The sequence below is a fragment of the Anaeromyxobacter oryzisoli genome, from assembly GCF_022690765.1.
Classification (GTDB): domain Bacteria; phylum Myxococcota; class Myxococcia; order Myxococcales; family Anaeromyxobacteraceae; genus Anaeromyxobacter; species Anaeromyxobacter oryzisoli.
On sequence record NZ_JALCZA010000041.1, the window covers coordinates 1 to 19,918 of the forward strand.

The 19,918-nt window shown below is 73.0% G+C and carries 20 protein-coding genes; 9 read left to right on the forward strand and 11 right to left on the reverse strand.

Annotation, left to right across the window (positions count from 1 at the left end; genetic code table 11):
• On the forward strand, positions 1-773 hold a 773-nt coding region (locus MNZ27_RS13800), incomplete at its 5' end, for an FHA domain-containing protein (RefSeq protein ID WP_242394663.1).
• A gap of 24 nt (positions 774-797) precedes the next feature.
• Here the strand turns inward: MNZ27_RS13800 and MNZ27_RS13805 are convergent.
• Positions 798-1,160 (reverse strand): TraR/DksA family transcriptional regulator, encoded by a 363-nt coding sequence (locus MNZ27_RS13805; protein WP_242394664.1) that lies wholly within the window; start codon positions 1,158-1,160, stop codon positions 798-800.
• A gap of 242 nt (positions 1,161-1,402) precedes the next feature.
• On the opposite strand from MNZ27_RS13805, the gene MNZ27_RS13810 reads away from it, so the two are divergent.
• Together MNZ27_RS13810 and MNZ27_RS13815 are read left to right on the forward strand one after the other, a co-directional pair.
• Complete coding sequence (locus MNZ27_RS13810) at positions 1,403-2,287, forward strand: DNA integrity scanning protein DisA nucleotide-binding domain protein (protein WP_242394665.1); 885 nt, start codon at positions 1,403-1,405, stop codon at positions 2,285-2,287.
• Between the two features lie 64 nt (positions 2,288-2,351).
• Positions 2,352-3,884, forward strand: coding sequence for a glycosyltransferase family 39 protein (locus MNZ27_RS13815; protein WP_242394666.1), 1,533 nt, complete (start codon positions 2,352-2,354; stop codon positions 3,882-3,884).
• Here MNZ27_RS13815 and MNZ27_RS13820 read toward each other — a convergent pair.
• Positions 3,784-4,842 carry a TIGR02757 family protein gene (locus tag MNZ27_RS13820; protein ID WP_242394667.1) on the reverse strand — a complete coding sequence of 353 codons (1,059 nt, stop codon included), beginning with the start codon at positions 4,840-4,842 and terminating at the stop codon, positions 3,784-3,786. The genes MNZ27_RS13815 and MNZ27_RS13820 overlap by 101 nt on opposite strands.
• A 124-nt stretch (positions 4,843-4,966) precedes the next feature.
• Positions 4,967-5,479, reverse strand: a complete 513-nt coding sequence (locus tag MNZ27_RS13825) for a MogA/MoaB family molybdenum cofactor biosynthesis protein (protein WP_242394668.1) — start codon at positions 5,477-5,479, stop codon at positions 4,967-4,969.
• 141 nt (positions 5,480-5,620) lie between these two features.
• Here MNZ27_RS13825 and MNZ27_RS13830 point away from each other — a divergent pair, with 141 nt between their 5' ends.
• The 3 genes from MNZ27_RS13830 to MNZ27_RS13840 all read left to right on the forward strand — a co-directional run bounded on the left by MNZ27_RS13830 (position 5,621) and on the right by MNZ27_RS13840 (position 9,631).
• Positions 5,621-7,438 carry a helix-hairpin-helix domain-containing protein gene (locus tag MNZ27_RS13830; RefSeq protein WP_242394669.1) on the forward strand — a complete coding sequence of 606 codons (1,818 nt, stop codon included), beginning with the start codon at positions 5,621-5,623 and terminating at the stop codon, positions 7,436-7,438.
• Positions 7,439-7,510: 72 nt separating this feature from the next.
• The gene (locus tag MNZ27_RS13835) at positions 7,511-8,851 is read left to right on the forward strand and encodes an MFS transporter (protein ID WP_242394670.1); all 1,341 of its coding nucleotides are present in this window, start codon (positions 7,511-7,513) and stop codon (positions 8,849-8,851) included.
• A gap of 195 nt (positions 8,852-9,046) precedes the next feature.
• Positions 9,047-9,631, forward strand: coding sequence for a porin family protein (locus MNZ27_RS13840; protein WP_242394671.1), 585 nt, complete (start codon positions 9,047-9,049; stop codon positions 9,629-9,631).
• Here the strand turns inward: MNZ27_RS13840 and MNZ27_RS13845 are convergent.
• From MNZ27_RS13845 to MNZ27_RS13880, 8 genes are all read right to left on the reverse strand, one after another.
• Positions 9,612-11,153, reverse strand: coding sequence for a hypothetical protein (locus MNZ27_RS13845; protein ID WP_242394672.1), 1,542 nt, complete (start codon positions 11,151-11,153; stop codon positions 9,612-9,614). The two genes, MNZ27_RS13840 and MNZ27_RS13845, sit on opposite strands and share 20 nt — an antisense overlap.
• A gap of 106 nt (positions 11,154-11,259) precedes the next feature.
• Complete coding sequence (locus tag MNZ27_RS13850; RefSeq protein ID WP_242394673.1) at positions 11,260-11,979, reverse strand: NuoI/complex I 23 kDa subunit family protein; 720 nt, start codon at positions 11,977-11,979, stop codon at positions 11,260-11,262.
• Between the two features lie 5 nt (positions 11,980-11,984).
• Positions 11,985-13,370, reverse strand: a complete 1,386-nt coding sequence (locus tag MNZ27_RS13855) for a complex I subunit 1/NuoH family protein (protein WP_242394674.1) — start codon at positions 13,368-13,370, stop codon at positions 11,985-11,987.
• Between the two features lie 12 nt (positions 13,371-13,382).
• Positions 13,383-15,134 (reverse strand): 2Fe-2S iron-sulfur cluster-binding protein, encoded by a 1,752-nt coding sequence (locus MNZ27_RS13860; protein ID WP_242394675.1) that lies wholly within the window; start codon positions 15,132-15,134, stop codon positions 13,383-13,385.
• Between the two features lie 34 nt (positions 15,135-15,168).
• On the reverse strand, positions 15,169-16,467 hold the full coding sequence (gene nuoD / locus MNZ27_RS13865; protein WP_242394676.1) for an NADH dehydrogenase (quinone) subunit D: 1,299 nt from the start codon (positions 16,465-16,467) through the stop codon (positions 15,169-15,171).
• Between the two features lie 61 nt (positions 16,468-16,528).
• Positions 16,529-17,053 carry an NADH-quinone oxidoreductase subunit C gene (locus MNZ27_RS13870; RefSeq protein ID WP_242394677.1) on the reverse strand — a complete coding sequence of 175 codons (525 nt, stop codon included), beginning with the start codon at positions 17,051-17,053 and terminating at the stop codon, positions 16,529-16,531.
• A gap of 10 nt (positions 17,054-17,063) precedes the next feature.
• The gene (locus MNZ27_RS13875) at positions 17,064-17,615 is read right to left on the reverse strand and encodes an NADH-quinone oxidoreductase subunit B (RefSeq protein WP_242394678.1); all 552 of its coding nucleotides are present in this window, start codon (positions 17,613-17,615) and stop codon (positions 17,064-17,066) included.
• Positions 17,616-17,633: 18 nt separating this feature from the next.
• On the reverse strand, positions 17,634-18,023 hold the full coding sequence (locus MNZ27_RS13880; protein ID WP_242394679.1) for an NADH-quinone oxidoreductase subunit A: 390 nt from the start codon (positions 18,021-18,023) through the stop codon (positions 17,634-17,636).
• Positions 18,024-18,181: 158 nt separating this feature from the next.
• On the opposite strand from MNZ27_RS13880, the gene MNZ27_RS13885 reads away from it, so the two are divergent.
• The 3 genes from MNZ27_RS13885 to MNZ27_RS13895 all read left to right on the forward strand — a co-directional run bounded on the left by MNZ27_RS13885 (position 18,182) and on the right by MNZ27_RS13895 (position 19,910).
• Positions 18,182-18,628: an NADH-quinone oxidoreductase subunit A gene (locus MNZ27_RS13885; RefSeq protein WP_242394680.1), complete on the forward strand. Its 447-nt coding sequence runs from the start codon at positions 18,182-18,184 to the stop codon at positions 18,626-18,628.
• Positions 18,629-18,701: 73 nt separating this feature from the next.
• Entirely contained in the window at positions 18,702-19,223 is a 522-nt protein-coding gene (locus tag MNZ27_RS13890) for an NADH-quinone oxidoreductase subunit B (protein WP_242394681.1), read from the forward strand.
• Between the two features lie 105 nt (positions 19,224-19,328).
• Complete coding sequence (locus MNZ27_RS13895) at positions 19,329-19,910, forward strand: NADH-quinone oxidoreductase subunit C (RefSeq protein WP_277957936.1); 582 nt, start codon at positions 19,329-19,331, stop codon at positions 19,908-19,910.
• The last annotated feature ends 8 nt before the right edge of the window (positions 19,911-19,918 follow it).

The window sequence follows — 19,918 nt, forward strand, 5'->3', positions numbered from 1 at the left end:
CGGCGCCGCCTCCGCTCCCCGGGAAGCCCGCCGCCCGCCGCCAGGCCCCGGGCCGGCTCGAGGCGTCGGCCGCCGCGCCCCGCACCCCTGCGCCGCCCACCCCTGCGCCGCCCGCCGACGAGCCGCCGCCGCCGACCGGGCACTCCGTCGTCCGGATCGCCACGGTCCGCTCCGACGGGCTGCCCGGGGCGATGTTCGACGTTCGCGAGGACGAGACGATCTGCGGACGTAGCGAGGGGACGATCCGCCTCGCCGACGACGCCACCGTGTCGCCGCGCCACGCTCGCTTCACCGTGCGGCACGGCGTGCTCACGGTGGAGGACCTGGGGAGCGCGAACGGGACCTTCGTCCGCATCCGCGCGCCGCGCCGGCTCGAGCCCGGGGACGAGCTGCGCGTCGGCCGTCAGCTCCTGCGCGTCGAGCCGATCCCCGCCGCCCCCGCCGCGTCGCCGGACGGCGACCACCCCTGGGGGGCGCCGGACCCCGGGCACGCGCTGCGCCTCGCGCAGCTCCTAGACGGCGGTGGGGTCGGAGACGTCTTCCCGCTCCGCGAGGGGCAGCGCACGCTCGGACGCGCCGAGGCGGACGTGACCTTCCCCACCGACCGCTACGTCTCCGGGCGGCACGCGCGGCTCGAGGTGGCGCGCGACGCGATCACGATCACCGACGCGGGGAGCTCGAACGGGACGTTCGTGAGGATCTCCGCTCCGACGGAGCTCGCGTCCGGCGATCAGCTCCTCGTCGGCGCGCAGCTCCTCCGCGTCCACGCCTGACCCGCCGCGCGGCGGGCGGCCCGCCTACCCGAAGGACTTCTCCTTCTGCTCCTGCTCCTCCTTGCAGCGGATGCAGAGCGTCGTCACCGGGCGCGCCTCGAGGCGCTTGGCGGAGATCTCCTCCTCGCACTTCTCGCAGATCCCGAACGTGCCGTTCTCGATCCGCGCGAGGGCGCTGTCGATCTTCGCCAGGAGGAACTTCTCGCGATCCCGGAGCCGGAAGATCATCGACTGGCTGTACTCGCTCGACGCGAGGTCGATCTCGTCGGGGAGGTCGTCCGTGTCGAAGGACGACTCCTCGGTGAGGGTCTTCTTCGCCTGGACGAGGAGCTGACGCTTCGACTCCTCGAGCATCGCCTTGAACTTCTTGACGTCCTTCTTGTTCAAGCGATTCTCCCCGGCCGCCCCTCCCCTGGGGGGGGACGAAAAAAGAAGGCCGTGAACGTAAACGGCAGGGGTGGCCCTGTCAAGGCGACCGGTCATCGCGCGAGACGGCCGGCCTGGGCTCCGCGGCGGTCACGCGCCGCGGCGCGGCGCGGCGGCCGCAGCCCCCCCGGGCGGTCCCCGCGGCTCGGTGAGGCGGCGAACGAGAGGTTTACTCGGGCGCCTGGGCGTCGGATGCTCCAGGCATGGCTGACGGGAAGTTCGACCGCGAGTTCCTGCGAGGCGCCCTCGCCCTCATGTCGCGCTCCGAGGTGGACCGCCTCCTCTACGTCTCGGACCACCCGCTCTCGCCCGCCGAGCTCCGCGGCCGGCCGATCAAGCGCAAGCTCGTCTACGCGGTGACGAGCGACGGCCTCGCGAACCAGCTCAAGGCGAAGAAGTACACCGTGGTCCTGGTCCCGCCCTACGACTACACGCGCGTCGAGAAGATCAAGGTGGCCGTCGTGGCGGCGCAGTCCGCCGGGCTGCTCAAGGACGGCGACACCGTCCTCGCCCTCGCGGGCCCGGGGAACGACCGGGTGATGGACACGCTCGTCAAGGTCCTCATCGGCTCGGAGGACCCAGAGGAGAAGCTCCGCGTCGACACCCTCGGCCTGCCGCCCGAGTTCTCGTCGCAGGTGGTCGAGTCGCTCATCCACACCGCGATGGAGATCGGCGCCGAGGGCTACGAGGGCAGCCCCGTCGGCACCATCATCGTGATCGGCGACTCGACCGCGGTGATGGAGAAGAGCCGGCAGCTCATCCTGAACCCGTTCCAGGGGATCAGCGAGGCGGAGCGGAACGCGCTCGATCCGCCCATCCGGGAGGCGGTCAAGACGTTCTCGGCGCTCGACGGCGCGTTCATCATCCGCGAGGACGGGGTGGTGCTGGCGGCGGGGCGCTACCTCCTCACGATGTCGCGCGACGTGAAGCTGCCGATGGGCCTCGGGGCGCGCCACAGCGCCGCCGCGTCGATCTCGGCCGAGACCAAGGCGGTGGCCATCACCGTGTCGCAGACCACCGGCACGGTCCGGGTGTTCCGGGAGGGCGAGATCGTCCTGGAGCTGCGCCAGAAGCTGCGGCGCGTCTGATCGCGAGCCGCCCCGGCGCCGGGGAGATCGCCTGCCGCCCGCCTTCGCGGTAGGCTCCGCCGCCGTGCCGACGACGAACGCCGCCCCGATCTGCCCGCCGCTCGCCTCGCCGCCCGCCGCGACGCCGGCGCGGGATCCCCGCCTCGATCGCCTCGCCCTCCTCGTGTTCGGCGGCGTGACGCTGTTCCACGTCGCGTACGCGGGGTGGTTCGACCTCTCGCCCCAGGAGGCCTACTACTGGGAGTGGAGCCGGCGGCTCGCGGCGTCGTACTTCGACCACCCGCCGCTCGCCGCCTGGACCATCCGGCTCGCCACCTCCCTGTTCGGCGACTCCGAGCGGGCGATCCGCTTCGCCGCCGCGTTCCACTCGAGCGTCTTCTCCGCGTTCCTCTGGCTCACGACGCGCCGGCTGTTCGGGAGCCGCGCCGCGCTCCTCGCCATCGCGGGCGGCGCGGTGGTGCCGCTGTTCTCGATCGGGCAGGTGATCGTCACGCCCGACGGGCCCCTCCTCTCCGGCTGGGCGATGGCGATCTACTTCGCGGTGCGCGCGCTCGAGGAGGAGCGGCCGCGGTGGCTCGTCGCCGCGGGGCTCGCCACCGGCTGGGCGATGCTCGGGAAGTACACCGGGGCCCTGCTCCTGCCCCAGCTCCTCGCGCTGCTCCTGTGGGACCCCCGCGGGCGGCGCATGCTCCGGACGCCGTGGCCGTGGGTCGGCGTCGCGCTCGCGCTCGCGCTCTTCTCGCCCGTCGTCGCGTGGAACGCCGCGCGCCACCTCGAGAGCTTCGCGTTCCAGACGACGGCGCGCGCCGAGGCCTCGCGCCTGCGCCCCGTGCTCGTCGGCCGGTACGTGGGGCTCCAGGCGCTCGCGATGTCGCCCGTGCTCCTGCTGCTCTGCGTCGAGGCGGTGATCGCGGGGTGGCGGCGCCGGGCGGCGCCGGCGTGGCGCGTCGTGCTCCTCTTCTCGGCGCCGCTCCTCGTCCTCGCCACGGCCGTCTCGCCCGTCCACTGGGTCAAGATGAACTGGCTCGGGCCGGTCTGGCCGACCGCGCTCGCGGGGGCGGCCGCCCTCGCCGTCGAGCAGCGCCACGGCGCCCGGCGGTGGGTGGTCGCGGGCGGCGGCGCGCTCGCCCTCGCCATGACCGTCCTGCTGCACCTCTGGCCCATGGTGTCGTGGCTCCCGCTCCCGGCGAAGGACGAGACGTCGGCGGGGTGGCGCGCGCTGGCCGCGCGCGTGGAGGCGGAGCGCGGGCGGCTGCCCCCCGGCGCCCCCGTCGTCGGGTGCAACTACAAGGTCGCGAGCGAGCTCGCCTACTACCTGCCCGGCCGGCCCGAGACCCTCGGCGTCGGCGCCCTCGGCGAGCCGGGGCTCCAGTATGACGAGTGGCTCGACTGGAGCCGCGTCTCGGGGCGGACGGCGCTCGTCGTGCGCGACGCGCGGGAGCACGGCTGCGAGCGGCGCGAGGAGCTGTGCCGGCCGCTCGAGCCGCTCCCTCCGCTCACCGTGACGAAGGGGCGCGAGCGGGTGACGACGTTCGGCCTCTGGCGCTGCGGGCTCCCCGCCGCGCAGCCCCGCGCCGCCGGCCCGGCCCACCCCTGACGGCGGTCCCCGCCGGCGTGGAGCGACCGCGCGGTGCGTCGCTCGCCCGCGGGGGCGCGCCGCCCGCGCACGCGGGCGCGAGGACGCACGCGGCGCAGCGCGCCCGGTCGCGCCGCGCCGGGCACGCGCCGCTCATCCCGAGGTGGCACAGCGCGAAGTCGTAGCGGACGGGGTCCTCGGGGTCGACGCGGCGGAGCGCGGCGGTGATCTCCTCGGCGGTGCGCCAGCTCGCGTCGCGGCGCGCCGTGAGCCCGAGCGCGCGCGCGACCCGGTGGACGTGGGTGTCGAGCGGCACCACCAGCGCCGACGCCGGCACGCCGCGCCACAGCCCGAGGTCCACCGCGTCCGGGCCTCGGATCATCCAGCGGAGGTACAGGTTCCAGCGCTTCGAGGCGCCGGGGCCGGCGGGATCGGGCAGGAGGTGCCGCAGGCCGCGCGGCCCGCGCCCGGCGAGGAGGCCCCGCGCGACGGGCGCGTCCCGCAGCTCCGCCGCGAAGGCGGCGAGGGCCGGCCGGAGGGCGGCGGGGCCGCCGCCGGCCTCGCGGAAGAGCGCGGTGAAGCGCGCCCCGAGCCCCCCGTGGCGCAGGCGCATCGCGCCGGCGCCGGCGGCGAGCGCGGCGAGGTCGGGCGGGCGGTTGAAGCGGTACACCACGCCCTCGAAGGCGCCCGGGGCGGGCGCGCGGGCGAAGACCTCGACGAAGCGCGCCGGCGACGGGCTCATCGCGGCGAGCACCCGCGCCACGACCGGCTTGAACACGTCGGCCCGCCCGTAGGCGAGGCTCACCGCGACGAGGGCGGCGACCTCGGCGTCGTCCGGGTCCGGGAACGCGCGCGGGAACTCGACGGGATCGGCGGAGACCCGCGCGGCGCGGTCCACGGCCGCGTCGAGCCGGTCGAGGAGCGGGCGCAGCCGGGCCGCGCGAGCCGGCGAGAGCGTGCGAGGGCGCGAGCGGGCCACGGCGGTTACCTGGCCCGGCGCGGGCCGCGGCGCAAGGGAGATCGCCCGCGGCTCCGACGACGAGGCGTCGGGCTCCCGGTCGCGCCGGCGCCGAGCTCGGGACCGACGTCTCCGCCCTGCGGCGCTACCGCGGAGCGTCCTTCCGCAGCTCGCGGAGGACGTGGCCGAGCTCGGGCGCGAGGAGCTTCTCCCACGCGAGCCGGACCGCCGCGAGGGAGCCGGGCACCGAGAAGACGGCGCGGCCACCCCACACGCCCGCCACCGCCCGCGACAGCATCGCCGCGCTGCCGATCTCGGCGTAGGAGAGCATCCGGAACAGCTCGCCGAAGCCGTCGAGCCGCTTCTCGAGCAGCCCCGCCACCGCCTCGTAGGTGCGGTCCCGCGCGGCGATGCCCGTCCCGCCGTTCACCACGATCGCCTCGGCGCCCGCCGCGGCTGCCGCGTCGAGCGCCGCGCGGAGCTCCGCCGGCTCGTCCCGCACGATCCGGTACCCCACCACCTCGTGCCCCGCCGCCGCCGCGGCGCGGCGCAGGAACGCGCCGCTCTCGTCCTCCGCCTCGCCGCGCGTGTCCGAGGCGGTGACGACGAAGATCCGGACCGCCCTCGGGGCCTCGTGCCGGTGCTCCAGGTGTCCCACTCGATCCTCCGTGCGCCGCCGCCGTCACCGCGCTCAGGCCTCACCGGGCCTCACCGGGCCTCGCGGGGCTCGGCGATCGCGCCTCCGACGCGGAGGCGGCGAACGGGCGGCCCGAGCGCCCGGACGGTATACATGCACGCGATGGCCGACAAGTTCGAGGTCGCGGGAGCGCTTCGCGAGATCGGGGCCCTGCTGGAGCTCGAGGAGGAGAACCCCTTCAAGATCCGGGCTTACGAGAACGGCGCGCGCGCGGTCGAGGCCGTCGCCGGCGATCTCTCCGCCCTGGCGGCGGCCGGCCGCCTCACGGAGCTGCCCGGGATCGGCGAGGCGCTCGCGAAGAAGATCGGGGAGCTCCTCGAGCGCGGCTCGACCGATCTCCTCGACCGCCTCCGCGCGCGCCACCCGCCCGGCCTCCTCGACCTCCTGCGCGTCCCGGACCTCGGGCCGAAGAAGATCGCCGCCCTCCACGCGGCCCTCGGGATCGCGAGCGTGGAGGAGCTCGAGGCGGCGTGCGCCGCCGGCCGCGTCCGGACGGTGAAGGGCTTCGGCGAGAAGACCGAGGCCCGGCTCCTCGAGGGGCTCCGCCGCCTGCGGGCCCGCGCCGCGGAGGCGCGCGTGCTCCTCGCGGACGCCCTCGAGACCAGCGACGCGCTGCTCGCGCACCTCCGCGCCTCGCCGGCGGCGCTCGAGGTCCAGCTCGCCGGGTCCGCCCGCCGCGGGCGGGAGACCGTCGGCGACCTCGATCTCGTGGCCGCCTCGCGCGAGCCGGCCTCGCTCTCGGCGCGCCTCCTCGCCTTCCCGCTCGTGAAGGACGTGATCGCGCGCGGGGACACCAAGACGAGCGTGCGGCTCGCCTCGGGGCTCCAGGTCGACCTCCGCGTGGTCCCGCCGGAGGACTTCGCGACGCTCCTCCACCACCTCACCGGCTCGCGGGCGCACCACGTGAAGCTCCGCGGGATCGCCCGCGAGCTGGGCTTCACGCTGAGCGAGTGGGGGCTCCACCGCCTCCCGGCGCCGGCCGCCCGCCCCGCGGCGGCGGGCCCGGCCATCGCCCTCGCCGCCGACGCACCCGAGCCGGAGCCCGGCGCGCCCGGCCCGCTCGGACCGAAGATCCCGATCGCCTCGGAGGCGGCGCTCTACCGGGCCCTCGGCCTCGCGTACGTGCCCCCCGAGCTGCGCGAGGACACGGGAGAGCTCGAGGCCGCGCGCGCGGGGGCCCTGCCGGAGGACCTCGTGACCCTCGAGGACGTGCGCGGCGTGGTCCACTGCCACACGACCTGGTCCGACGGCCGGGCGTCGGTCCTCGAGATGGCGCGGGCCGCCGACGCCCTCGGGCTGGAGTACCTGACCGTCACCGATCACTCCGGCTCGGCCCACTACGCGGGCGGCCTCGACGCCGACCGGCTCCGGCGCCAGCGTGACGAGATCGCCAGCGTGCAGGAGCAGGTGAAGGTCCGGCTCCTCCACGGCACCGAGGCGGACGTCCTCGAGGACGGCGCGCTCGACTGGCCCGACGCGATCCTCGAGCAGCTCGACGTCGTGATCGCGAGCGTCCACTCGCGGCTGAAGATGGACGAGGCCCAGATGACGGCGCGGCTCGTCCGGGCGATGTCCTGGCCGTTCTTCAAGATCTGGGGGCACGGCACCGGCCGGCTCCTGGAGGAGCGCCCGCCCTACCCGGTCCGCGTCGAGGAGGTGCTCGACGCCCTGGCGCGCTCGCGCGGCGCGGTGGAGGTGAACGGGGATCCGCGGCGGCTCGACCTCGCGCCGCGGCACGTGCGCGCCGCGCGCGATCGCGGGATCCCGGTGGTGCTCTCGGTGGACGCGCACTCCGCCCGCGCGCTGAGGTACCTGCGCTTCGCCGTCCTCACCGCCCGACGCGGCTGGGTCCGGCGGGGAGACGTGCTGAACACCCGGCCGGTGGACGACTTCCGGCGCGCCGTGCGGCCATTCGGCTGAGGGCCACCCGGGCGGGCGAGGGGCTGCAAGTGGCTTGTGGCGCCGACCGCGCGCGTCTAGGCTCCTCCGGCCTTGGCGAACGTCCTCAAGTCGAAGCGCGTCCAGCTCCTCGCGTTGCTCTCCGTCTCCTCCGGGATGCCGCTCGGCTGGGTGTTCGTCACCTACCACTTCTTCCTGATCGGCCTCGGCGTGTCGAAGCCGATGGTGGGGGTCCTCTCCGGCGTCTCGATCGCGTGGACCGTCAAGTTCCTCTGGTCGCCCCTCGTCGATCGCTTCGCGCTGCGCTGGCCCGGCCGGCGGCGGAGCTGGGTCATCGCCATGCAGCTCGCGCTGGCCGCGACGTTCGGCGCGCTGGCGGCGTTCGCCTGGAAGGTCGTGGGGACGACCTCCGGGCTGGCGACGCCGGCCCTGGTCGCCGTCGGCGCGCTCGGGTTCCTCGTGGCGTTCTTCTCCGCCACGCAGGACATCGCGCTCGACGCCTACGCGGTCGAGGTCCTCCACCCCGACGAGCGGGAGACCGCGTCCGGCCTCCGCATCATGTGGTACCGGATCGGGATGCTCGTCGCCGGGGCGGCGGCGGTCTCGCTGTCCGATCACGTCCCCTGGCCCGTGCTCTTCCTCGGGATCGGGGCGATCTTCGCCGCGTTCGTCGTGGTGACCGCCGCGGCCCCCGAGCCGGAGCAGCCCGCCGCGCGCCCGCGCTCGCTCCGGAGCGCGGTCGTCGATCCGCTCCGGACCTACTTCCTCCGGTCCGACGCCATCCCCATCGCCCTGTTCCTGCTCTTCTACAAGTTCGGGGACAACATGGCGGGGACGATGGTCAACTACTTCCTCAAGGACCTCTGCTTCTCGAACACCGAGGCCGGGGCCGCGATCAAGACCATCGGGATCGTCGCCACCATCGTCGGCTCGCTCGCCGGCGCGGCGATGATGGTGAGGATGGGGCTCGGCCGCGCGCTGTGGGCGTTCGGGTTCCTGCAGGCGGGCGCGAACCTCCTGTACTCCGTCGCGGCGATGAGCCGCGCCGCCCCGCTCGACCTGCACCAGTGCGCCGCGCTCCCGGCGATCGACGCGGCGACGCGCCTGTGGGCGTACGCGTCGATCGCCTCGGAGCAGTGCGCGCAGGGGATGGCCAACGCGGCCCAGGCGGTCCTCCTGCTGCGGGTCTGCGACAAGCGCTACAGCGCGACGCAGTTCGCGCTCCTCTCCTCGCTGTTCGCGCTCGGGCGCTGGGCGGCGGGCTTGCCGAGCGGGTACCTCGCCCAGCAGCTCGGGTACCCGGTGTTCTTCGCGGCGTGCGCGACGGTGTTCGCGCTGCCGGGCTTCTTCTTCCTGCACCGCATCGCGCCCTTCTCGCAGCGCGAGGTGCTCGTCGCCGAGGCCGCGCCGCACCCGGGCGCGCCCCCCGCCTGACGACGACGCCGCCCGCATCGAGCCGCTGCGGCGCACGCTCGACGCAAGCGGGAGGCGCCATGACGCCCGGGGGCGACTCCCGCTCACATCTCGCCACCGCGACGCACGCCGCACCGCGTCGATTTTCACGCCGCGCGCGGGTCGAGCGGACGTAGGATGCTTGCTCCTCAAACAAGCTCTCAAGGAGGAGCTCCCATGCATCGCTCGCGTCACCTCGTCCTCGCCCTCGCCGCCGCCCTGGCGGCGGTCGCCCTCGCGCCCGCCCCCGCCCGCGCCCAGTCGCGGTACGGCCACGAGGGGCCCGGGGTGCTGGTCGGCGGGCTGGTCGGCTACGAGTCGGGCGACCTGGACGGCCTCGCCCTGCGGCTCGACGCCGAGCTCGGCCTGCAGCGGCTCGCGCCCAGGCTCGTGCTCGACGGCGTCGGGTCCTTCGGCTACTCCCACCTGACCTTCGACCACCCGGACTTCACCCAGAGCTTCGACCGCTTCGAGCTCGTGCCCGCCGCGCGCTTCCTCGTCCCGCTCGGCTCCGGGGTCGGCGTCTACGGTGACCTCGGCCTCGGCCTCTACTGGGGCCGTCTGCACACGACCGACTACTTCTACGGCTACCACGCCGACAACACCGACTTCGGGCTCGCGGCGCGGGTCGGCGTCGGCGGCTACGTCTGGGCCAGCAACAACGTCCGGCTGGGCATCGACCTCGCCGTCCACCCCTACGTCGGCGACTACGAGGACACCCCGTTCACCGCGATGTTCGCGATCATGTTCCGGACGAAGTAGCCGTCGAGCGCGCCGCGCCCGTCCCCTCCCCCGGCGCCGGCAGCGGCGCCGGGGCGAGCACGTCCACGGTGGCGCGCCGCTCCAGCACCCGCGCCGGCCAGAGCCCGTAGTCGCGCAGGGCCGCGTCGCCCGCCGCCTCGGCGCCGCGCACCCGGCACACCCGCAGCGCCTCGCGCGGGCGACCCGCCCAGAAGCGCACCGTCGGGTTCGCCCGGTGCGCGAGGCCGTACACGCGCGCCGGGAGGGCGCGCGCGCGGGCGGTCCAGGCCACGTGCCACACCGCCGGCCAGACCGACCAGTAGTCTCCGGTGACGAGATCGCAGCGCGCCGCGAGCACGTCCTCGGTCCAGCGCCCCGCCACCCGGTCCAGATCTCCCCGGACGCGGGCGAGCGAGGGCGCCCCGGCCGCGGCGAGGGCCGCGATCGGCACGAGCACCACCCCGGTCACCACCGCCGCGCGCGCGACGCGCGCCGCCGCGGCGAGCGGCTCCGCCACGAGCGAGACCGCGGCGAGTTGGACGAGGACGGCCGCCGGCGCGAGGTACCGCCAGTGCCAGGCGTTGTCCCGCACCCACGCCAGCGTCCCCGTGAAGAGCGCGTACGCGACCCCCGCCGCGACCAGGGCGAGGGCGCGGAGGAGCACCCCCCGGGCCCGGCCGCGCAGCGCTGGGAGCGCGAGCGCGGCGAGCCCGACAACCGCGACGAGCCCCGTGGCGGCCGGCAGCGCTCCCGACTCGCGCCAGGCGCGGCCGAACATCGTCCCCCAGGCCCGCGGCCACTCCGCCGCGGGGAGCACCCCGAGGGCGAGCCGGAGCGGCCGACCGGTGAGGATCGGGTAGAGCCGCAGCATCCCCTGCCCCGCGGCGAGCCCCGCGACGAGGAGCCCGGCGTCCACGGCGAGCCGCTCCGCAACGGTCCGGCGCGGCTCGCCCTCCGCGAGGTCCACCGCCGCCCGCGCCGCGGCGAGCGGCAGGAGCAGCAGCCCCGCCGCCGCGTTGACCCAGTGCGCGGCGACCACGACGAGGAGCCCCGCCCCCAGCCGCCCCGCGCTCCGGCGGCCGCCCGGCCCCGGCTCGGCGAACGCGAGGCCGCCCAGCGCGAGCGCCAGCGACAGGCCGTAGGGTTGATCGCCGAGGTACTCGAACGCCCACGACGACGGCCAGGAGAGGAGGAGGAGGGCCGCGGCGAGCGCGCCCGCGACGCGCCACTCGCGGCCGGCGAGGACGTGGCGGGCGAGCAGGACCACCGCGGAGAGCCCCGCGAGGACGAGCAGGAACCGCTGCACGAGCAGGTTCCAGAGCGGGTCGCGCACCGGGAGGGAGAGCAGCGGGACGAGCATCCCGTACCGCTCCTGATCCCAGTAGAACGGCGTCCAGCGCTGGAGCGCGACGAGGATCGGCACGATCGCGTCGCCGTGCTCGTGCGCGTGCATCCCGCCGAGATCGGCGAGCGCCGCGGCGACCGCGAGCGCCGCGAAGGTCGCGAGGGATCCGGCCCTCGCCCGCGCGATCCTGGAGAGCACGGCGTATCCCGGGCGCGCCGGACCGCCCGCAGGGCGCGGTCGAACCCGGCTCGCCGCGCGCGCCCGGGCCCGCGCTCGGGTGAGCGCGGGCCGGGGGCGGTCCTACCTAGCGCTTCGCAGCCTCCGCCCGCTCCCGCGCCTCCTGGGCGAGGGCGCGGACCGAGAAGCCGGGCGTCTGGCTCGCCTCGTCGGTGGCCACCGACGGGAACGGCTTCGCCCGCGCGCGCATCTCCTCGAGCTTCTCGGGCGAGATGGAGGGCGAGCCGCGGCGCAGCCACGGATCGTACTGGTACGACACGGACGGCCCGCGGAGGAGCCGCTTCTGGTCCCAGATCTGGGCGGCGCGCTCGTACGACGGCGGCGTGTGCTCGCCCGAGTCCATCCGGATCGCGTCCTTGGGACACGCCTCGACGCAGAAGCCGCAGACGATGCAGCGCATCTCGTCGATCACGAACTTGACCGGGTACTTCTCGATCGGATCGTCCGCGTACTCCCCGGCCTCGATGTAGATGCACTGGGCCGGGCACGCCGTGGCGCACATGTAGCAGGCGACGCAGCGCGGACGCCCGTCCTCGCGCGGCACGAGCCGGTGCAGCCCCCGGTAGCCGGGCGGGTACGGCGCCCGCTCCTCGGGGTACTGCAGCGTCACGTTGTCCGAGTAGCCGAACCCCCCGCGCTTGCGGGCGAGGACGTCCGGGTTCCGGTCGCGCGAGAAGAACAGGTTCTTGAAGAAGTGCCGCGCGAGGTCGCCGAAGCCCCGGATGATCTCCGGGAAGTACATCGACTCGCGCAGGTCGGCGGGCTGGTTCTTGAGCGGGTAAGGCATGGTGGTCAGTGCCCCGCGACGACGTGGGCGGCGCCGTGCCCTGCCTCCGGGGCAGGGGCGCGGCCGACCGCGACGGTGATGGCAGCGATGGCGACGATGGTGACGGCGCCGACGACGGCCAGGAGCTGCATGCTCGGATCGAGGAGGAGCACCAGGGCCGTCACGAAGACGTTCACCAACGCAGCGGGCAGCAGGATCTTCCAGCAGAGCTTCTGGATCTGGTCGAAGCGGAAGCGCGGGAGCAGCCAGCGCACCGTGAACTGCAGCCACATCATGAGCGTCATCTTGAAGATGAACGCGCCGGCGCCGACCGCGGCGAACCAGAACGGCGAGAGGTTCGCCTGGAGCCACCCCTCGAAGAGGTACGGGTGCCAGCCGCCCAGGAAGACCGCGGTGAGGATGCCGGACAGGACGGCGACCTCGACGAACTCGGCGAGGAACATCAGGCCGAACTTCATGCCGGAGTACTCGATGAAGTAGCCGACGATCTCGCTCTCGCCCTCGGGCAGGTCGAACGGCGCGCGCTTCGTCTCGGCGAAGGCGCTCGCGAAGAAGACGAGGAACCCGACGGGCTGCAGGAGGATGCCGACGGCGGGGATCCCGCCGAAGACGGACTGCCCCTGCGCCACGACGATCTCGTTGAGCTGCAGCGACCGGTACGCGATCATCGATCCGACGAGGGAGAGGCCCAGCGACACCTCGTAGGAGATCATCTGCGAGGACGCGCGGACGCCGCCGAGGAGCGCGAGCTTGTTGTTCGACGCCCACCCGGCGAGCGAGGTGCCGTAGACCGCCAGCGACGAGATCGCGAACAGGTAGAGGAGCCCGGCGTCGAGCCGCGCGATCTGCAGCCCGATGGGCTGGACGACGCCCGACGCGATCCGGCTGGCCAGGCCCGGGATCTGGCTCGGGTCGAGGTCCATGCCGACGGGCACGATGGCGAAGAGCGCGAACACCGGCGCGAACGCCAGCGCGGGGGCGAGCTGGTACAGCAGCCGGGTGCGCCCGCGGGGCTCGACGCTCTCCTTGGTGAGCATCTTGAGGGCGTCGGCCGCGAGGAAGGGCACGCCGCCCAGCGCGGAGCCGAACACCTTGATGCGGTTCGCGCCGATGCGGTTCTGCATCATCGCCGACCACTTGCGCTCGGCGGTGGTGAGGAGCGCGCCCGAGGTCATGACCAGGACCAGGAGCAGGGTCACGATGTTCGCGACCGACGCGCCGAAGGAGATCGCGCCGGGGGAGACCACGCCGGGCGTGCCGGAGATCGCGTTCGCCAGGGCGTTGAAGCCCCAGCCGAGCCAGCCGGCGACCCAGTAGAACCCGGCGCTCAGGGCGATCAGGCCGGCGACCACGCCGGCGAAGAACAGGAGCATTCCAACGAAGCGGTTCAAGGCGCCTCCCTGTTACCGGCTCCGCGCGAGCGCGCGGCGGTAATCCTCGCTGGTCTCCGACGGAACGCGATCGCGGTTCCCCGCGAGCCGACCGTCGACGGTGCCCGCGGCGAGCGGCACGATCCCGAACCGCTTGCCGATCGAGGGCATCGAGTCCCACTGGAAGTCGCCGAGCGCGCCGGCCACCTTCGAGCCCAGGGTCCGGAACACTTCCTGCCCGGTGGCGAACGAGAGCTCGAGCCCGAGCGCCTGGCCGATCGCGGCCGCCAGCGCCCAGTGCGGGCGCGACTCGCCGCGCGGGTAGTACGCCAGCTCGAACCGCTGCGCGCGCCCCTCGAAGTTCACGAAGGTGCCGTCCGCCTCGGAGTGCGGCGAGGCCGGCAGCAGGATCGTCGCCGCGCGGGCGAAGGGCCCGTCGCCATAGGACTGCGCGACGAGCACCTCGAGCGCCTCGAGCTTCGCGACCGCCGCGGCGTCCGGGACCTCCGTCCCGACCGCCCAGAGCCCCTTCACCTGCCCACCCTGGACGCCGGCCACCAGGTCGGCGAAGGGCCGGAGCGCGATGCCGTAGGCCTGCGCGGCGAGCTCGAGCCCCTTGCGGTTGGGGTTCTCGTCGGCGCGCTTCAGGAACTCGTCCTGCCAGCCGTCGGGGCGGCCGCCCACGTACGCGACCGAGATCCCGAGCCCCTCCTTCGCGACGTGACACGCCGCGAGGAGATCCTCGAGCGACGCCACCGGCGAGAGGAGCACCGCGAGCGTGCCGGCCCGCGCCTGCGCGAAGAGGGCCTCGGCCGCCTGCTTCTCGGCGACCGCGCGCCCGACCACCTGCGCCTGCGCCCCGCGCCCGGTGCGCGCCGCGAGGGCGCGCCCGGTGTTCAGGTACTTGTAGCTGAGCCGGCCGTCGTCACACATCCACTCCTTGTTGACGGCCTCGTTCTCCCGCGGACGATACCGGTACGTCGTGTCGTTCAGGTAGTCGAGGAACGTGTTGCAGCCGCGCGCGCAGCCGGTGCAGACCGACCGGGCCGAGGACATGAACCAGACGCGGCCGCGGAACCGGAAGTCCGTGGAGGTGAGCGCGCCGACCGGGCAGACGTCCACCACGTTGCCCGCGTACTTCGAGACGAGCGGCTGGCCCGGGAACGTCGTGATGAAGCTCTCGTTGCCGCGCTCGGCGACGCCGAGCTGCGGCGCCTTCGCGACCTCGCGCATGAAGCGCACGCAGCGCGTGCAGAGGATGCAGCGCTCCTGGTCGAGCGTGACGGTGGGCCCGAGCGCGACCCGCTTCCCCTTCACGTTCTTCGGCACGTCGAGCCGCGACGGCTGCCGGTTGAACTTCATGTAGTAGTCCTGCAGCTTGCACTCGCCCGCCTGGTCGCAGATCGCGCAGTCGACCGGGTGGTTCAGGAGCAGGAACTCGAGCACCGCGCGCTGCTGGTCCTTGACGCGCGGCGTGTCCGTCTTGACGGCGACGCCCTCCGCGACCGGCATCTGGCAGGCCGGCATCAGCTTGCCCATCGGCGCGTTGGACATCTCCACGAGGCACATCCGGCAGTTGGCCGCGATGCTGAGGCGCTTGTGGTAGCAGTAGAAGGGGATCTCGACCCCCACCGACTTCGCCGCCTCGATGACGGTCGTGCCGGGCTTCACGACGACCTCGCGGCCGTCGATCGTCGCCGTCACGAACCCGGGGTTCTTGGGCGGCGGAGGCGGCGGCCTCGCCGCCGCGGGGGGTGGAACTGCAGGCTTCTTCTCGTCGGCCATCGGAAAGGCTCCGTTCTCGCGAATCCGGGCGGGTCTACTGCTCGACCTCGCCGCCGATCATGTTGATGGAGTCGTAGGTCGGGATGAGGTCGGCGAGCAGCGAGCCCTTGAGCATGTACGGGAGCCCCGCCACCATCGGCCACCCCGGCGCGCGGAGGCCGAGCTTGTACGGCCGGCCGCCCCCGTCGGACACGATGTAGAACCCGAGCTCGCCGTTCGCGGCCTCGGTGTACGAGTAGACCTCGCCGGCGGGGACCTTGATCCCCTCCATGACGAGCTTGAAGTGCGCCATCAGCCCCTCGATGGTCCCGTAGACGAGCGGCTTCGGGGGCAGCGCGTAGCGGAAGTCCCGGACGATGATGTCGCCCGGCTCCATCTGCGCGAAGCACTGGCGGATGATCTTGTCCGACTGGCGCATCTCCTCGATCCGCATCAGGTAGCGGTCGAAGTTGTCGCCGTTCGAGCCCACCGGGATGTCGAAGTCGAGCCGGTCGTAGACGAGGTACGGCGCCGCCTTGCGGATGTCGTACGGCTCGCCCGCCGCGCGCAGGCACGGCCCGGTGAAGCCGAGCTCGCACGCGAGCTCGCGGGACACCTTGCCGGTGCCGCGGGTGCGATCGATGAAGATCCGGTTCCGCGCGAGGAGCGCGTCGATCTCGTCCACGAGATCGCGCGTGCGATCGAGCGTCTTCGTCATCTTCTCGATCCACCCCTCCGGCACGTCGCGGGCGACGCCGCCGATCCGGGCGTAGTTCGAGGTGAGCCGCGCGCCGACGAGCTCCGCGAGCCGGTCGTAGATGAGGTCTCGGGCCTCGATGGCGTAGAGGAACACCGTCATCGCGCCGAGCTCCATCCCCATGGCGCCGACGAGGGTGAGGTGGTCGCAGATGCGGTGCACCTCGCTGGTGATGACGCGGAGGTACTTCGCGCGATCCGGGATGTCGAGCCGGCAGAGCTTCTCGACGCCGAGCGCGAACCCCACGTTGTTCATGATCGACGAGACGTAGTTCAGGCGATCCGTGTACGGGAACACCTGCGTCCAGGTGCCGTTCTCGCAGCTCTTCTCGAAGCCGCGGTGCAGGTACCCGATGTCGATCTTCATCGCCTCGATGTTCTCGCCGTCCAGCTCGACGACGAGCCGGGTCACGCCGTGCGTGGCCGGGTGCGAGGGGCCCAAGTTGACCGTCATCCGCTTCCCGCGGAGCGGCGCTTCCAGCTCGCCGTCCGCCGGACCGGCAGCCGGCCCCCCGAGCTGCGGCGCAGACAGGCCGGCGCCGGCGCTGCCCGGCGTCGCCCGCGTGTCGATGCCTCCGACTCCCTTGCCTTCCGTCACCTGAGACCTCCGTGCGCGCCGAACCCGTCGAGGGGCGCGCGGGGAACGAGTGCCGTCCGCGCTAGTCGCGCGTCGCGGGCCCAGGCCCGCGGTAGATGTCCTTCACCTCGCGCTCCGGGACGAGGGGCTGGCGGGCGCGCAGCGGATAGTCCTTGCGCAGCGGGTGCCCGACGAACTCGTCGTACATGAACAGGCGGCGGAGGTCCGGGTGGCCGGTGAACCGGATCCCGTACATGTCGAAGCAGTACCGCTCGAACCAGTCCACGCCGCGCCACACCGACCAGACGGACGGCACCACGAGGTCGTCCTCGGGCACGCGCACGCGCAGGCGAATCCGCCGGTTGGTGCTCGAGGAGTACAGGTTGTAGACGAGCTCGAAGCGCGGCTGCTGGCCGAGGTAGTCCACCGCGGTCACGTACGGCGCCATGTTGAAGCGGAGCTCGGGATCGTCCTTGAGCGCCTGGCAGACCTCGACGATGCGGTCCTTCTTCACGAACGCGCAGTCGTCGCCGCCCACGCCCTCGTAGGCGTCGGTCACCACGTCGGGGAAGCGCTGCACGAGCGCGTCGATCACGGCCTTGGACATGAGACCCTCTCTACCGCTCGCCCCGCTCCTGCCCGAGGACGGGCAGCGGCGCGCGGTCGATGAGCTTGTGCGGCTGCTCCTGGATCCGCTTCTGCAGGAGCATGATGCCGTCGAGCACCTGCTCCGGACGCGGGGGGCAGCCCGGGATGTAGACGTCCACGGGGACGATGCGGTCGATGCCCTGCACCGTCGCGTAGTTGTCGTAGAAGCCGCCGGAGCTCGCGCACACGCCGAACGCGATGACCCACTTCGGCTCGGCCATCTGCTCGTAGATGCGCCGGAGGATCGGCGCCTGCTTGCAGTTCACCGTCCCGACGACCATGAGCAGATCGGCCTGCCGCGGCGAGAAGCGGGGCATCGCGGCGCCGAAGCGGTCGAGGTCGTAGCGCGCCGCGGAGACGGTCATGTACTCCATGCCGCAGCACGCGGTGACGAACGGATACTGGAACAGCGAGTACTTCCGCGCCCAGCCGAGGCCCTTGGAGATGAGGCTCCGCAGGCCCGTCTCCGCGTCTTCACGACGCGTGGCGATGGCGGGGACGACGTCGATCTCGGAAGACATGCGCTCGGTCGCTCCTCTCTAGTCCTGCCAGTCGACGACGCCCTTCTTCAACACATAGACGAGGCCGGCGACGAGGGTCGCGACGAAGATCCCCATCGACACGAACCCGGGCCAGCCGAGGCCGGCGTAGCCGGTCTTCTCGTCGGGAAGAAGCAGCACCGCCCACGGGTAAAGGAAGATGGCCTCGATGTCGAAGACGATGAAGAGGATCGCGACGACATAGAACTTCACGCTGAAGCGCTCGTGCGCCGGGCCGACCGGCACCGAGCCGCATTCGAACGGCGTCTCCTTGACCCGGCTGGGCCGCCGCGGACCAAGGAGGTTGGAGAGCCCCAGCATGGTGAACGCCAGGGCGATCGCGACCAGCAGCACTACACCGATTGGGAAGTAGATCTGCAGGGGTGTCATAAGGTGGGGGATGGTCGGTTGGAGGCACTTAAGTGCCTGCCCGATTTGGGTTTGTCAACGGCTTTCCAGCCCCTTGACTTCGAAGGTCCCATCTGTAAACTGCGCGCACTTTTCCCTAGTTTTGCCGACAAGATAGGTCCACTTAAGGGGCCCGAAAAATGGGTTTCGACTTCGCTACCGTCCTCGTCTTCACCGTGGTCGCGATTGGGTTCGCGCTCGGTGGGATTGCTGCCTCCCGAGCGCTCGGTCCCAAGTGGCCGAATCCCGAGAAGGCCTCCATCTATGAGTGCGGCGAGCGGCCCATCGGGGCTGCCTGGTTCAACTTCAACCCGCGCTTCTACCTGGTCGCCCTCGTCTTCCTCGTCTTCGAGGTGGACATCGCGCTGACCTTCCCGGTCGTGTCGGTGTACCGGCGCTGGGCCGAGGCCTCCCCCCGCTTCGCGTGGGTGGCGTTCTTCGAGCTCGTCCTCTTCACCGTCATCCTGGTGGTCGGGCTGGCGTGGGCGTGGGCGAACGGCGACCTCGAGTGGGTGAAGAGCCTGGCCACGCCGCCTCGCGAGGAGAAGCAGGTCCCCGGCACCGACGGAGCGCGTCGGGCCGCTTGATCGCAGGCGCCGCTGGCGCTCGCTCGAAACCGAAGACCCGCTGGACGCAGGCAGCAGAGGAGGACGGTCCCACATGGCAGCGCGGACGATGGACCCGGGGGTCGGCGGCGACGTCACCCTCCTTCACACCAGCCAGCTCGACAACCTCATCAACCTCGCGCGCGCGAGCTCGCTCTACTACCTGACGTTCGGCCTCGCCTGCTGCGGGATCGAGCTCATGCAGACCGGCGGCCCCCGCGCCGACGTGATGCGCTTCGGCGCGATCCCGCGCGCCTCCCCGCGCCAGGCGGACTTCATGATCGTGGCCGGGACGCTCACCTACAAGATGGCCGAGCGCGCGAAGCTCCTGTACGACCAGATGCCCGAGCCCAAGTACGTCATCTCCATGGGCTCCTGCTCGAACTGCGGAGGCCTGTTCCAGCTCGGCTACTCCGTGTGCAAGGGCGTCGACAAGGTCATCCCGGTTGACGTGTACGTCCCAGGCTGCCCGCCGCGGCCCGAGGCGCTGACCGAGGGGCTCCTCCGGCTGCAGGAGATCGTGCGGAGCGAGCCGTGGTCCACCAAGCGGCGGCCGAAGGCAACGGGGGGCGCCTAGCCCTCGCCACGCCAGGACATCTCTCCGGACGGCTGATCACGACGGGGCGGGCCGGACGCTCGGAAGGGGCGCGCTGGCTCGCCCTGGTCCGCAACTGAGGAACGAATGACGACTCAAGAAATCCACGAGCGGCTGAAGGCGCGGTTCGGAGAGGACGTCGGTCCTCTGTCCGAGCCGAAGGCGGACGCGTTCTGCGTCGTGAAGGCCGACCGGATCGTCGAGGTCTGCCGCTTCCTCGCCACGGAGCCGGGCCTCGAGTTCGATTTCCTCGAGGACCTCACCGCGGTCGATTGGCCGAAGCGGAGCGTCATCGAGATCGTCTACCACCTGCTCTCGTACCGCCATCACCACACGTTCGTGCTGAAGGTCGAGGCGGACCGCGCGGCCCCGGTCGTCCCGACCGCCGAGGGCGTCTGGAAGGGCGCCAACTGGTTCGAGCGCGAGGTCTACGACCTGTTCGGCGTCACGTTCACGGGGCACCCGGACCTGCGCCGCCTGATGCTGCCGGACGACTGGGTCGGCCACCCGCTCCGCAAGGACTACCAGGAGGCGGGCGGCTGGCACGGCATCTCCAACGTCCGCGAGAACCCGCTCGTCGAGCTGAAGCGGCTCGACGACGCCCGGCGCGCGGAGGCGGCCGCGAAGGCGGCGCCGCCGACCGGCACCGAGGCCGCCCCCAAGGCGTAGGGAGACGA